Raw genomic sequence first — 12659 nt, forward strand, 5'->3', positions numbered from 1 at the left:
CGAGCATGACGCGATGAGAGAAGAGCTGCTGGCCACGGTCAACGACGAACACGCGACGGTCGAGGCGTTCGCGTCCCTGCTCGTCTACGAGGAAAAGGCGCTGACGACGGCCGAGCCGCTCGAGATGCTGCCCGGGATCGTCGAGAAGAAAAGCGCGCTGATCGACCGGCTCGCGCAGCTCGAACGCATGCGCGACACGCAGCTTTCCGCACTCGGCTTTCCGGCCGGCAAGAAAGGCATGGACCAGGCGGCCGAGCGCGATACGCGCCTCGCGAGCCGCTGGCAACTGCTGCAGCAGGCCGCCGAACGCGCGCGCCAGGCCAATGCGAACAACGGGATGCTGATCCGGATCCGGATGGACTACAACGAGCGCGCGCTCGCGGTGCTGCGCTCGGCGCCCGCGCCGGCCGGCGTGTACGGCCCCGACGGGCGCGTGTCGGCGCTCGCGCGCTGACCGGCCGGCGTCGCGCCGCCCGGCGGCCACGCTCCCTGCTTTCCCCTTCGTTACAACAGCGGACACGCGGTGACCTGCGTGCCGCGTTCCACGCACAGCCGCTCGTAGTCGCGCAGGTACGCGCGCTCGGCGTCGTCCAGCAGATCGAGATCGATCAGGTCCCAGTCGTAGCCGACCGTCACGATGTTCTCGAACGTCACCGTGCCCGGCTGCGCGTCGTCCGGCCGCACGATCACGATGTTCTCGATCCGCACGCCGCCCTTGCCCGGCAGATAGATGCCCGGCTCGACCGAAATCACCGCGTTCGGCACCAGCCCGTAGGTCGCGCCCGGCGCGAACCGCACGCCGCCCTCGTGCACGTGGATCCCGACGCCGTGGCCGGTGCCGTGGCCGAAATCGTGGCCATGATCGCGGCACACCTGGCGCACCAGCGCATCGACGTCGCCGCCCGTCGCCGTGGCCGGAAAGCGCGCGACGAGCCCCTTGATGCAGGCCTTCAGCGCAACCGTGTAGATCTCGCGCTGCCACGGCTGCGCGACCGTCTCCGGCCGCGTGCGGCGCAGCACGACGCGCGTGCAGTCCGTCGCGAAGCCGGCTTCGTAGTACGCGCCGCTGTCGAGCAGCACGAGCTCGCCCTCGGTCAGCTCGACGTCGGTGCTCGCTGCCGTGTAATGCGCGAACGCGCTGTTCGCGCCGTTCGCCGCGATCGACGGGAACGACAGCGCGACCGCCGAACGGGCGCCGTACGCGTCGTTGATCCTGCGCGCGAGGTCGTACTCGGTGTGGCGCACGCCCGGCTCGCCGGTCTTCGCCCAGCGCATCGTCTCGGCGATCGCCGTGGAGCTGCGCGCGAACGCGTCGCGGAAGCGCTCGAGCACCGCCGGCGTCTTGCTTGCCCGCATCGCCTCGACCGGGTTGAAATCGGCATGCCGCGCGTGCGGCCACACGCGCTTCACCGCGTCGACGAGCGCGCAGTTCACCGATTCGAAGCCGTAGCACACGTGCTCGACCGCGAACCGGGCCAGAAACCGTTCGAGCGCCGCGACGTCGCGCCGGATCACGTGCAGCGCCGGATACGAATCGAGCGCGACCTCGCAGCGGTCGCAGCCTTCCGGCAAGAACAGCGCCACCTGGCCGCCGATCGCGAACAGGAAGCCGAGGTGCGACGACGCATTCGGGATGTGATAGCCGCGGCTGTTCAGCAGATACGCGAGATCGTCCGACGCGCACGTGAAGAACGCCGTCCTGCCGTCGGCCGCGCCGGTATGCGCGGCGAGCCGGCGGTTCAGCGCGTCGAGGTTCTGCGCGACGCTCGCGCCGGTCATCGCGGCCGGAATTTCGAAGATCGGCCGCTCGACGTTCCAGCCCGGCAGCGCGATCGCGCGATCGATCTCTCGATCGGCGAGGCTCGCCCAGTCGAGCGACGCGGCCCGTGTCTGCTCGAACAGCCGGTCGCGCTGCGCGACGCTGATCCGCCGCGCGTCGTAGCCGACACGCGCGAGCCGGCTCGCGTGCGCGAGCAGCCAGTCGGCCATCGCCTGCCAGATCGTCACGTCGATGCCGAGCTTCTCGACGCGCACGCGCGCCGGATCGCACTGCTCGTCGGCCTGGAAGTGATAGCGGCCGTCGACGAACAGCACGAACGGCGGCAGATCGAGCGCCTGCGCGGTCGCCGCGCTCAGGAAGATTCCGCAGCCGGCCGACCCGTCGAAACCGGACACCGCATAGCGCGGGTTGTTGCCGCGCGGCAGGTATTCGGTCACGTATTCGTCCTGCGACGTGATTACCACCGCGTCGAGCCGCGCGGCATCGAGCAGGCGCGACAGGCCGGCCTGCGTGTCGGCGACGGACGCGTCGTACGGGGGAAGGCCGGAGAAGCTGTATTTCAGTCGATCGATCATCGGATGCCCGTTATGCGTTGTTGTCGGCGGCCGGAAGCATGTCGCGGCGTCGCACCTGCCTGACACGACACGTCGCCGCGGTTCAGGTCACGCACGGCACGACGCGCGGCCGCGGCCGCGCCGCCGTTCAGGCGGCAGGCCCTCGGTAAAATTTTTGTCTCACTTAACTTTGTTTGATGCGCGACAGAATCTAGAGCACGCTGAAATCGAGGTCAAGCCAAAATTTTCGTAGGACTAAAATCGGCGCCCCGCCCGCGGATCCCGGCACAACGCCAATTCGGCCGGCGACGCCGCGCGGTACAATGCGCCGGCCCAGCCGCCGCCCCGCCCCGGCGGCCGCTTAGCCCCTTCGCCCGCGTCCCGACTCGTTGCCACACGAAAGAGATTCATGGATTCAGACCTCATGCGTATCGGCCAGCGCATTCGCCGCCTGCGCCGGGAAGCGAAGAAGACGCTGCTGGAAGTCGCGTCCGAAGCGAAACTGTCGGTGGGGTTCCTGTCGCAGGTCGAACGTCATCTGACGGGCATCTCGCTGTCGTCGCTCGTCAACGTCGCGAAGGCGCTGGGCGTGCCGCTCGGCGCGCTGATCGACCAGCCGCGCCAGGCGCAGCCCGATTCGCACGAGGGCAGCCGCCGGCCGTACGCGCTCGACGCCGCGTCGCAGTGGTACGAGCGGCTGTCCACCACGTTCGACGGCAGCCAGATCAACGCGCTCAAGGTGCAGATGCTGGAAGGCTACCGGTCCGAATGGGTCGCGCACGGCGGCGACGAATTCGTGTACGTGCTGGCCGGCCGCGTCTGCTACACGGTCGGCAAGAAGCATTACCCGCTGACGGCCGGCGACTCGCTGCACTTCGACGCGCGCAAGCGCCATCGCGTGGCCAACGTCGGCGACGGGCCGGCCGAGCTGATCACCGTCAGCACGCTGCCGCTGTTCGACGACAGCGGTGCGGAATGCGTGCCCGCGACGACGGATATCGGGCAGCCGGCCGCTGGCGCGCCGCGCGCGCGCCGCCGCGCGCCGGCGCTCGAACGGAATGGCCGCGACGCCGCCGCGGCACGGCCGTCGAGGGCCGGCGCAGCCGAAAGGAAGGGGACGGCGAAGGCGCGCGCCACCGCCGCCGGCAAACGCCCGGCGGCCGCGACCCCGGCACGCAGGAAGAAACCGTAACGGCCGACGGGCGCGCACGCCCTGCGCGCTGTTCCGCCCCGCCTACTCGCCGATCGCGAGCGCCTGCGCGACAGCCTGGATCCGCGCGCGGTGCACGGCATCCTTGATCTTCTCCGTGTCGCTGCCGATGCCGCGCGCGATCGCGCCGGCATCGACGCTGCGCGCCGCCGCGAGCGCGACGCGCAGCCGCTCGGCCTGCGGGTACGGCTGCGCCTCGAGCCCGAGCCGGCCGCGCGCATCCGATTCGCAGGCCTGCAGCAGTTCGGCGAAGCGCGCCGGCTTGCGCAGCGCGTCGCTGCGCTCGAAGAGCCGCACCAGCGCGGCCGCGCCCATTTCCATCACGCGATGCAGGTTGCCGTGCTCGCGCGCGACCACCAGCGCGAGATCGCGGCATTCGTTCGGCACGCGCAGCCGCTCGCACAGCGGCTTGAGCAGTTCGACGCTGCGGCCTTCGTGGCCGACGTGGCGCGGCAGCACGTCCGCGGGCGTCGTTCCCTTGCCGAGATCGTGCGTGAGCGCCGCGAAGCGCACCGCCAGCGAATAGCCCTGCTTCGCCGCGTAGTCGACCACCATCATCACGTGCACGCCGGTATCGACTTCCGGGTGGTAATCGGCGCGCTGCGGCACGCCCCACAGCGCGTCGACCTCGGGCAGGATGCGTGCGAGCGCGCCGCAGTCGCGCAACACCGCGAACATCCGCGACGGCCTCGCCTCCATCAGCCCGCGCGCGATCTCCTGCCATACGCGCTCGGGCACGAGCGCATCGACCTCGCCCGCGTCGACCATGCGCCGCATCAGCGCGAGCGTTTCGTCCGCGACCGTGAAATCCGCGAACCGCGCGGCAAAGCGCGCGATGCGCAGGATCCGCACCGGATCCTCGACGAACGCGTCGCTCACGTGCCGGAACACGCGCGCGCGCAGGTCGGCCTGCCCGTCGAACGGGTCGATCACCGGGCCCACCAGCGCGCCATCCGGGCTCACCTCGCGCGCCATCGCGTTGATCGTCAGGTCGCGCCGCGCGAGATCCTCGTCGAGCGTCACGTCCGGCGCGTAATGGAACTGGAAGCCGTGATAGCCGGCCGCCGTCTTGCGCTCGGTGCGCGCCAGCGCGTATTCCTCCTGCGTCTGCGGATGCAGGAACACCGGGAAATCCTTGCCGACCGGCCGGAAGCCCTGCGCGGTCATCTGCTCGGGCGTCGCGCCGACCACCACGTAGTCGCGGTCCTGCACCGGCACGCCGAGCAATTCGTCGCGGATCGCTCCGCCTACTGCGTAGATGTTCATCACTGGGGCTCGTATTCGGCGATCACGTTGGTTTCGCGGCGCGCGCCGTCGATCCACTGCCGCACCGCCGGCAGCGCCGTCACGCGCGCCGCATAGCCGGCGGCTTCCGGCGACAGCGCCGGCGCGTACGTGTTGAAGCGCATCACGACGGGCGCGTACATCGCGTCGGCAATGCCGAATTCGCCGAACAGGAACGGCCCGCCCGACGCCTCGATGCATTCGCTCCACAGCGCGTCGATGCGCGCGACGTCGGCGAGCGCTTCCGGCGTCGCGCCGCGCCCCGGCATCGACGCGCGGATGCTCATGCCCATCTGCGTGCGCAGCGCCGCGAAGCCCGAATGCATCTCGGCGGATATGCAGCGTGCATGCGCGCGCGCGAGCGGGTCGGCCGGCCACATCGGGAATTGCGGATAGCGCTCGGCGAGCGTCTCGGCGATCGCGAGCGAATCCCAGATCGCCGAGCCGTGATCGTCGACGAGGCACGGCACCTTGCCGGTCGGCGAGTATTCGCGGATGCGCGCGGCCGTGTCGTCGCGACGCAGCTCGACCACGATCTCGTCGAACGGGATGCCGAAATGCACGAGCAGCAGCCACGGCCGCATCGACCACGACGAGTAGTTCTTGTCTCCAATGACGAGCTTCATGACGGGGTTCCCGAAAACGCGAAAAAGGAAAAGAAAGGGGCCGGCCGACGTTGCCCGGCGCGCGGGTTAACGACGCGAGCGGAACCAGTCGAACCGCGAGCGTTTCGTCGCTTCGCCGAGATACGCGGGCGCGATGCTTTCGAGACTCGCGGGCGAGAGCCCGAGTTCCGGCGCGAGCGGCCCCGACAGCACGTTCGGCACCGACATCGTCGCGAGATTGTCGCGCGTGAGCACCGGCTCGCCCGGCAGGCATTCGAACACGCTTGCCTGCAGCCGCGCAAGCGCGTCGGGCAGCCGCACGATGCGTGCCTGCCGGCCGACCAGCGTGCCGCAGTAGCGCACCAGTTGCTCGAGCGTGTAGACGGTCGGGCCGCCGAGCTCGTAGGTCTTGCCGTGCGCGCCCGCGAGATCGAGCGTGTTGACGAACGCGCGCACGACGTCGCCGACGAACACCGGCTGGAAGCGCGCGTCGGGCATCGCGAGCGGCAGCACGGGCACCGTGCGCTGCAGGGTCGCGAACGTATTGAGGAACGCGTCGCCCGGGCCGAACACGACCGACGGACGGAAGATCGTCAGCGCGAGCGAATCGGTGGCCGCGATCGCATGCAGCGCGGCTTCGCCGTCGCCCTTCGAGCGCTGGTACATGCTCGCGCCGTGGGAATCGGCGCCGAGCGCGCTCATGTGCAGCAGACGCCGCACGCCGGCCTCCGTGCAGGCCGTCGCGAGCGCGGCCGGCAGCGCGACGTGCGCGCGCTCGAAGCCCGGCCCGTACGGCGTGCCGCGCCCGCCGTGCAGCACGCCGACCAGGTTGATCGCCGCGTGCGCGCCGGCGACGAAGCGCGCGAGCGTGCGCGTGTCGAGCGCGTCGAGCTCGACGATGTCGACCGGCAGCATCTGCAGGTGGCGCGCGTGGTCGCGCCGCCGCGTGCCGATCCGCACGTGCTTGCCGGCGTCGATCAGCGCATTGACGAGCCGGCTGCCGATGAAGCCGGTGCCGCCCAGCAGCGCGACGGTCTGGCGATCCATGATGTGGGCCTCGAAAGAACACTGCCGCGTCTCGCGCGGCAGTTCATGTATCAGGGCGAGATCATGCCTAGACGCTTCTTCAACGACTGCGGTTTGCCCTCGAAGAGCGCCGCGTAGTAGACGGTGTTCGACAGCACGTTCTTCACGTAGTCGCGCGTCTCGTTGAACGGAATCGTCTCCGCGAAGATCGCGCCTTCGACCGGCTGCGTCAACACCTGGCGCCACTGGCGCGGCCGGCCCGGGCCCGCGTTGTAGCCGGCGGTGGCGAGCACCGGCGAGCTGTCGAAGTTGTTGTAGATGTCGGCGAGATACCAGGTGCCGAGCTGGATGTTGGTGTCGATGTCGTGCATCTGCGCACGCGAGATCGTGCCCATGCCGAGCTTCTTCGCGACCATCTGGGCCGTCGCTGGCATCAGTTGCATCAGGCCGCCCGCCCCCACCGACGAACGCGCGCTGATGATGAAGCGCGATTCCTGGCGGATCAGCCCGTACGCCCACTCGACGTCGAGGCCCGTCGACTGCGCGTAGCGCTCGACGGTCGTGCGGTACGGCGACGGATAGCGCAGCGTGAAGTCGTGCTCGGCCTTCGTGCGGTCGGCCGTGTTGACCGTGCGGTCGAGCAGCTCGACGCGCTTGCCGTATTCGGCGGCCGCGAGCAGCTGGCGATCGGTCATCCCGCGCAGCGGCCAGTTCCATTCGCGATTGCCTTCGAGGCGCAGGTTCAGCGCATAGAAGCGCTGCGCGAGCGCGAAGCCCGGGATCTTGCTCATCGCATCGATCTCGGCGTCGCTCACCTTCGTGCGCGGCGGAATCGTCGTGCGCTGGCCGAGCTCCTCGCCGGCCAACTGCCCGTAGAAGTTGAACTGGCCGGCCACCTGCTCGAATTCCTGGTTCGCCTGCAGCGTGTCGCCGCTCTGCTTGAGCGCGCGCGCATGCCAGTAGATCCACGCCGGATCGTTGCGCAGCGACGGCGGCATCTGCTCGATCGACCAGCGCACCATCGGCCAGTTGCCGGCGAGCAGCGCGGCGCGCGTGCGCCATTCGTAGCCCGGGTTCGACAGCGGCGCGTTCGCCGATTTCGCGTACCAGACCGATGCCATCGGCGAGCGCTTGATCGCGCCCTGGTAGCCGATCGCGCCCCACGCGATCGCCTGTTCCTGCTTGGTGAGCGACGGCGCGACCGTCGTCAGCATCCCGGCGGCCGCGTCCGGATCGTTGCGCGCCATGCGGCCGAGCGCGATCAGCGCGAGCTGATGCGACGCGGCGTCGGGGCCGACGCCGCGCGCGAGATACAGCGGCGGCGCGCTCGTCGCCTGGTCGAAGCCGGCCGGGCGCGGGCCGAGCGCGTCGACGATCTTGCCGCCGAGCGTCGTGTAGTTCTGCTCGTACGCGAGGCGCGCCTGCTGCCACACGTCGTCGCTCGTGAACTGCTGGTTGACGGCGAGCGCGGTGATCAGGTCGACGCACGCGTCGCCGTAGTTCTTCGGCTCGACGAGCAGCGCGCGCGCCGCGTCGGCGACGTTCTCGTTGCGCGCCGCGCGCGATTCGAGCGCATAGCACTTGACCTGCGTGTCGTCGTCGAGCACGAAGCGCTTGTACTGGTCGTCGAAATTGCGCCAGTCGTGACGCGCGCCGAGCACGAGCAGGTAGTCGTTGCGCAGGCGATCGGCGATCGCCTGCCCGTCGTAGCGCTGCAGGAACGACTGCACGGGCGCGTCCGGCGCATCGACGCGCGCGCGGCCCGTCGAATCGAACAACTGCGGCTTGATCTGGAAATACTCGACGTAGGACGGAACCGGATAGTTCGGGATCATCGACGCAAGCTGCGCGGCCTTCGCGGCGTCGTTGCGGCGTGCGGCTTCGCGAAGCTGCACGAAGATCTGGTCATCCCCGGGGAGCGTGTCGTCGTTCGGTGCGGCGCATGCGGCCGTGCCCGCGACGAGCGCGGCGGCCGAAAGCGTCAGCGCGAGCGCGCGATATACTCGGAAAAGGCTGTTCGACATCGTTTTGAATGGAGCACGAAGTGAGCGAAAGCATAGCACGCAACCCTGTGCCGAACCCGAAGGTTGCGCTGCGCAAAACGCTGTCCGGCGCCCGTCGCGACGCCGCGTCGCAACCCGCCGCGAACGCCGCGCTCGACGCGCGGCTGCGCGCGCTGCTCGACCGTCTGGCGCCGCGCACGGTCGGGTTCTACTGGCCGCTGCCGGGCGAATTCGATGCGCGCGACGCGGTGCTCGCATGGTGCGCGGCGGGCGCCGGCCGGCGCGCCGCGCTGCCGGTGATCGGCGAGCGTCACACGCCGCTCGCCTTTCACGCGTGGGATGCGCGCACGCCGATGCGCGAAGGCCATCACCGGATTCCCGAACCGGCGTCGGGAATCGTCGTCGTGCCCGATCTTTTGCTGATTCCCTGCGTGGGATTCGATCTTCAGCGCTACCGGCTCGGCTACGGCGGCGGCTACTACGACCGCACGCTCGCCGCGTGGCCGGGCGACGCGCTGCCCGTGACGGTCGGCATCGCGTACGAAGCATGCCGCGTCGATGCGCTGCCGGCCGAAGCGCACGATCTCGCGCTGCGCTGGATCGTCACCGACGGCGCGCTTTACCCGGGCGCCGGATAATGCCGCGCGCGGCGCCGCGATCGTCGCCATGCGCCCGTGAGCGCATCGCCGCGCGCGCCGCTTTGCGCCGGCGCCTACAGCGACGCCGCCGCGCGCGCGGCCGTGTCGTAGAGGCCCGAAGCGTGGCGCAGCAACTGCGCCGCGTCGCCGATCTGCTCGTTGGTGAGGCCGCTGTCCTTCAGCGTCTCGATCAGGCAGTGCTCGCGCACCTCGCGGTATTTCAGGCACAGCTCGCGGCCCGCGTCGGTCGCGAAGAAGAACACTTCCTTGCCGCTCTTCTCGCTCTTCACATAGCCGCGGGCGATCAGTTTTTTCAGCGCATAGGTCGCGACGTGCGTATCCTCGATATTGAGCACGAAGCAGATGTCGGCGAGCTTCTTCTTGCGTTCGCGATGGCTGACGTGATGCAGCAGCGAGACCTCGACCGCCGTCATGTCCTTCGCGCCCGCCGCCGACATGCAGCGCACCATCCAGCGGTTGAACGCGTTGCCGGCCATGATGAGCCCGTATTCGAGCTCCGACAGCTCCGCGCTCGATTCGGAAACGAGGTGTTCGGATGACACGATCTTGGTCGCAGGACGCTTCATGGAAAGGCGGCGCAAGCCGGATGACAGGATGTGCCCGAGTGTACGCCAGAAGCCCCGGCCGACGAGCTAGGCGAAAACGCTTATTGAGAAGTTGTCGATATTTTATTGACAATGTGCGCTAACATTGCCGTCCGAACCGTGCCAGTCCGATGACGCAACCCCGCATTTATCCGCTCGGCGATGCCGCCCTCGTCTGCGAGGTGCCGCCGCCCGCCACGCTCGATTGCCAGCGCCGCGTCTGGGCCGTGGCCGCGGCCGCACGCGCATGGCCCGACGTGATCGACGTCGTCCCCGGCATGAACAACCTGACCATCGTGTTCGACGCGCTCGCCGCGACGGCCGACTCGCTCACGCCCGCGCTGCGCGACGCGTGGGAGACGGCCGACGTCGAGCACGCGGACGGCCGCGAGGTCGAGATCCCGGTCGAATACGGCGGGGCCGCCGGCCCCGACCTGGCCGCCGTCGCCGCGCACACGGGCCTGTCGGCCGATGAAGTCGTCGCGCGCCACGCGGGCGGCGCCTACGTCGTGTTCTTCGTCGGCTTCCAGCCGGGCTTCGCGTATCTGGGCGGCCTCGACGCGTCGCTGCACACGCCGCGCCGCGCGGCGCCGCGGCTCGAGGTGCCGGCCGGCTCGGTCGGCATCGGCGGCGCGCAGACGGGCATCTACCCGGCCACGTCGCCCGGCGGCTGGCAGTTGATCGGCCGCACGTCGCAGGTACTGTTCGATCCGGCGCGGCCGCAGCCGACGCTGCTGCTGCCTGGCGACCGCGTACGCTTCACCATCGCCGGAGTCCACACACGATGACCCAGAGCAACGCACCGGGCACCATCGAGGTCGTGCAGGCCGGGCCGCTGTCGACCGTGCAGGATCTCGGGCGCCGCGGCATGCGCCATCTCGGCGTCGCGCAGGGCGGCGCGCTCGACGGCCTCGCGCTCGAGGTCGGCAACCGGCTCGTCGGCAACCGCCCCGACGCCGCGGCCGTCGAAATCACGATCGGCCCCGCCGCGTTCCGCTTCCCGCGCGCCACGCGCATCGCGATCACCGGCACCGAATTCGGCGCGACGCTCGACGGCAAGCCCGTGCACGCGTGGTGGAGCCTGCCGGTCGACGCCGGGCAGACGCTCGTGCTGCCGGCCGCGAAACGCGGGATGCGCGGCTACCTGTGCATCGCGGGCGGCATCGACGTGCTGCCGATGCTCGGCTCGCGCAGCACCGATCTCGCGTCGCGCTTCGGCGGCCTCGGCGGCCGCGCGCTGCGCGACGGCGATCGCCTGCCGGTCGGCGTGCCGCCGGCCGGCGCGGGCTGCCTGGCGCCCGATGCGCCCGAATTCGGCGTGAAGGCGCCCGCGTGGTGCGCGTTCGTGCGGGTCGACGAGCCGCCGCGCCGTCACCGCCCCGCGCATGCGCCGTGGGCGATGCCCGTGCGCGTGCTGCCGGGCCCCGACTACGCGTCGTTCGCGGCCGATGCGCAGCAGGCGTTCTGGGACGAGGAATGGCTCGTCACCGCGAACAGCAACCGGATGGGCTATCGCCTCGCCGGCGCCGAGCTCGCGCGCGAGCGGCCGGTCGAGCTGCTGTCGCACGCGGTACTGCCCGGCACGGTCCAGGTGCCGCCGAACGGCCAGCCGATCGTGCTGATGCACGACGCGCAGACCACCGGCGGCTACCCGAAGATCGGCACGGTGATCCGCGCCGATCTGTGGAAGCTCGCGCAGGCGCGGCTCAACCTGCCGATCCGCTTCGTGCGCACGACGCCCGATGCCGCGCGTGCCGCCCTCGTCGCGGAACGGGCGTACCTGCGGCAGATCGACGTCGCGATCGAGATGCGCGAGGAGGCGCGCCGCCGCGCCGGATCGCGCGCGGCGTGACAATGGCGGAAGCAGCAGCGAAAGACGCGCCACGCAACCAGTGGACGAGGAACATATGGAAATCGATCTGAATGCCGATCTCGGCGAAGGATGCGGATCGGACGAGGCGCTGCTCGACCTCGTCACGTCGGCGAACATCGCATGCGGCTGGCATGCAGGCGGCGCGAACGCGATGCGCGACTGCGTGCGCTGGGCCGTGCGCAAGGGCGTGTCGATCGGCGCGCACCCGAGCTTTCACGATCCGGAGAATTTCGGCCGCAAGGAAATGCAGCTGCCGGCCGGCGACATCTATGCGGGCGTGCTGTACCAGCTCGGCGCGCTGTCGGCGATCGCGCAGGCCGAGGGCGGGCGCATCGCGCACGTGAAGCCGCACGGCGCGCTGTACAACCAGGCCGCGCGCGACCCGATGATCGCCGACGCCGTGGTGTCCGCGATCCACGATTTCGATCCGTCGCTCGCGGTGTTCGGCCTCGCGAATAGCGTGTTCATCGCGGCCGCGCGGCATGCGGGGCTCGCGGCGGTGGAAGAAGTGTTCGCCGATCGCGGCTACCGCGCGGACGGTTCGCTGGTGCCGCGCAGTCAGCCCGGCGCGTTGATCGACGACGAAGACGCGGTGCTCGCGCGCACGCTCGACATGGTGCGCAACCGGCAGGTGCGCGCATTGAGCGGCGAGTGGGTGCCGCTCAATGCGCAGACCGTCTGCCTGCATGGCGACGGGCCGCATGCGCTGGCGTTCGCGAAGCGGATCCGCGCGGCGCTCGCGGCCGCCGGCGTCGACGTCGTGGCGCCCGGCGCGCTGCAGGCCGACGAACGCGCGTAACGAAGCATTCGGCGTATTCGGCACATTGCCGCGGGCCGCACGTTTTCGTCGCGGCAAAGAAAAAAGCGCCCTCGCGGCGCTTTTCCGTTGGTGCAATCGCCGCGGCTTCGCCGTCTGTCGATTCACCCCCCGAAACCGTCTTTCGACGGTGACCGGAAAAATATTCCGGATTAAAAAACGTCCGCCGCCGCCCGATCACTGCCTTCCCCGGTCAAACGACGGAACGTCGCTTATGTGCAAGTCGGCCCGCATGCATGTGTTGTAGACGACGTTGGCCCCGCC

General features: G+C 70.0%; 12 protein-coding genes. 6 read left to right on the plus strand and 6 right to left on the minus strand.

What is annotated here, in order from left to right:
• Positions 1-13 precede the first annotated feature (13 nt).
• On the plus strand, positions 14-454 hold the full coding sequence (locus KPB06_RS05960) for a flagella synthesis protein FlgN (RefSeq protein ID WP_059583911.1): 441 nt from the start codon (positions 14-16) through the stop codon (positions 452-454).
• Between the two features lie 50 nt (positions 455-504).
• Here the strand turns inward: KPB06_RS05960 and KPB06_RS05965 are convergent, their stop codons facing one another.
• Positions 505-2355, minus strand: a complete 1851-nt coding sequence (locus tag KPB06_RS05965; RefSeq protein WP_059583913.1) for a M24 family metallopeptidase — start codon at positions 2353-2355, stop codon at positions 505-507.
• Positions 2356-2743: 388 nt separating this feature from the next.
• On the opposite strand from KPB06_RS05965, the gene KPB06_RS05970 reads away from it, so the two are divergent.
• On the plus strand, positions 2744-3526 hold the full coding sequence (locus KPB06_RS05970; RefSeq protein ID WP_059583914.1) for a helix-turn-helix domain-containing protein: 783 nt from the start codon (positions 2744-2746) through the stop codon (positions 3524-3526).
• A gap of 42 nt (positions 3527-3568) precedes the next feature.
• On the opposite strand, the gene KPB06_RS05975 is transcribed toward KPB06_RS05970, so the two are convergent.
• From KPB06_RS05975 to KPB06_RS05990, 4 genes are all read right to left on the minus strand, one after another.
• Positions 3569-4810: a multifunctional CCA addition/repair protein gene (locus KPB06_RS05975; protein ID WP_059583916.1), complete on the minus strand. Its 1242-nt coding sequence runs from the start codon at positions 4808-4810 to the stop codon at positions 3569-3571.
• Positions 4810-5454, minus strand: a complete 645-nt coding sequence (locus KPB06_RS05980; RefSeq protein ID WP_059583917.1) for a glutathione S-transferase family protein — start codon at positions 5452-5454, stop codon at positions 4810-4812. The genes KPB06_RS05975 and KPB06_RS05980 overlap by 1 nt, the downstream gene beginning before the upstream one ends.
• 66 nt (positions 5455-5520) lie before the next feature.
• On the minus strand, positions 5521-6480 hold the full coding sequence (locus tag KPB06_RS05985) for a complex I NDUFA9 subunit family protein (RefSeq protein ID WP_059583919.1): 960 nt from the start codon (positions 6478-6480) through the stop codon (positions 5521-5523).
• Positions 6481-6530: 50 nt separating this feature from the next.
• Complete coding sequence (locus tag KPB06_RS05990; protein WP_060966543.1) at positions 6531-8483, minus strand: lytic transglycosylase domain-containing protein; 1953 nt, start codon at positions 8481-8483, stop codon at positions 6531-6533.
• An 8-nt stretch (positions 8484-8491) separates the two neighbouring features.
• Between KPB06_RS05990 and KPB06_RS05995 the strand changes: the two genes are divergently transcribed.
• Complete coding sequence (locus tag KPB06_RS05995; protein WP_059642468.1) at positions 8492-9100, plus strand: 5-formyltetrahydrofolate cyclo-ligase; 609 nt, start codon at positions 8492-8494, stop codon at positions 9098-9100.
• A gap of 74 nt (positions 9101-9174) precedes the next feature.
• Here the strand turns inward: KPB06_RS05995 and KPB06_RS06000 are convergent, their stop codons facing one another.
• Positions 9175-9687, minus strand: a complete 513-nt coding sequence (locus KPB06_RS06000) for a winged helix DNA-binding protein (protein ID WP_059583924.1) — start codon at positions 9685-9687, stop codon at positions 9175-9177.
• A 149-nt stretch (positions 9688-9836) separates the two neighbouring features.
• On the opposite strand from KPB06_RS06000, the gene pxpB reads away from it, so the two are divergent.
• Genes pxpB through pxpA form a run of 3 tightly spaced genes read left to right on the plus strand, consistent with a single transcriptional unit; the run spans position 9837 to position 12377 of the window.
• A complete protein-coding gene (gene pxpB, locus KPB06_RS06005) occupies positions 9837-10493 on the plus strand; it encodes a 5-oxoprolinase subunit PxpB (protein WP_275906063.1) in 657 nt (218 codons plus the stop codon).
• Positions 10490-11557, plus strand: coding sequence for a 5-oxoprolinase subunit C family protein (locus KPB06_RS06010; RefSeq protein ID WP_275906062.1), 1068 nt, complete (start codon positions 10490-10492; stop codon positions 11555-11557). The genes pxpB and KPB06_RS06010 overlap by 4 nt, the downstream gene beginning before the upstream one ends.
• 55 nt (positions 11558-11612) lie before the next feature.
• Entirely contained in the window at positions 11613-12377 is a 765-nt protein-coding gene (pxpA, locus tag KPB06_RS06015) for a 5-oxoprolinase subunit PxpA (RefSeq protein WP_059583929.1), read from the plus strand.
• Positions 12378-12659: the final 282 nt, after the last annotated feature.

The sequence above is a fragment of the Burkholderia semiarida genome (assembly GCF_029268935.1).
GTDB classification, from domain to species: domain Bacteria; phylum Pseudomonadota; class Gammaproteobacteria; order Burkholderiales; family Burkholderiaceae; genus Burkholderia; species Burkholderia semiarida.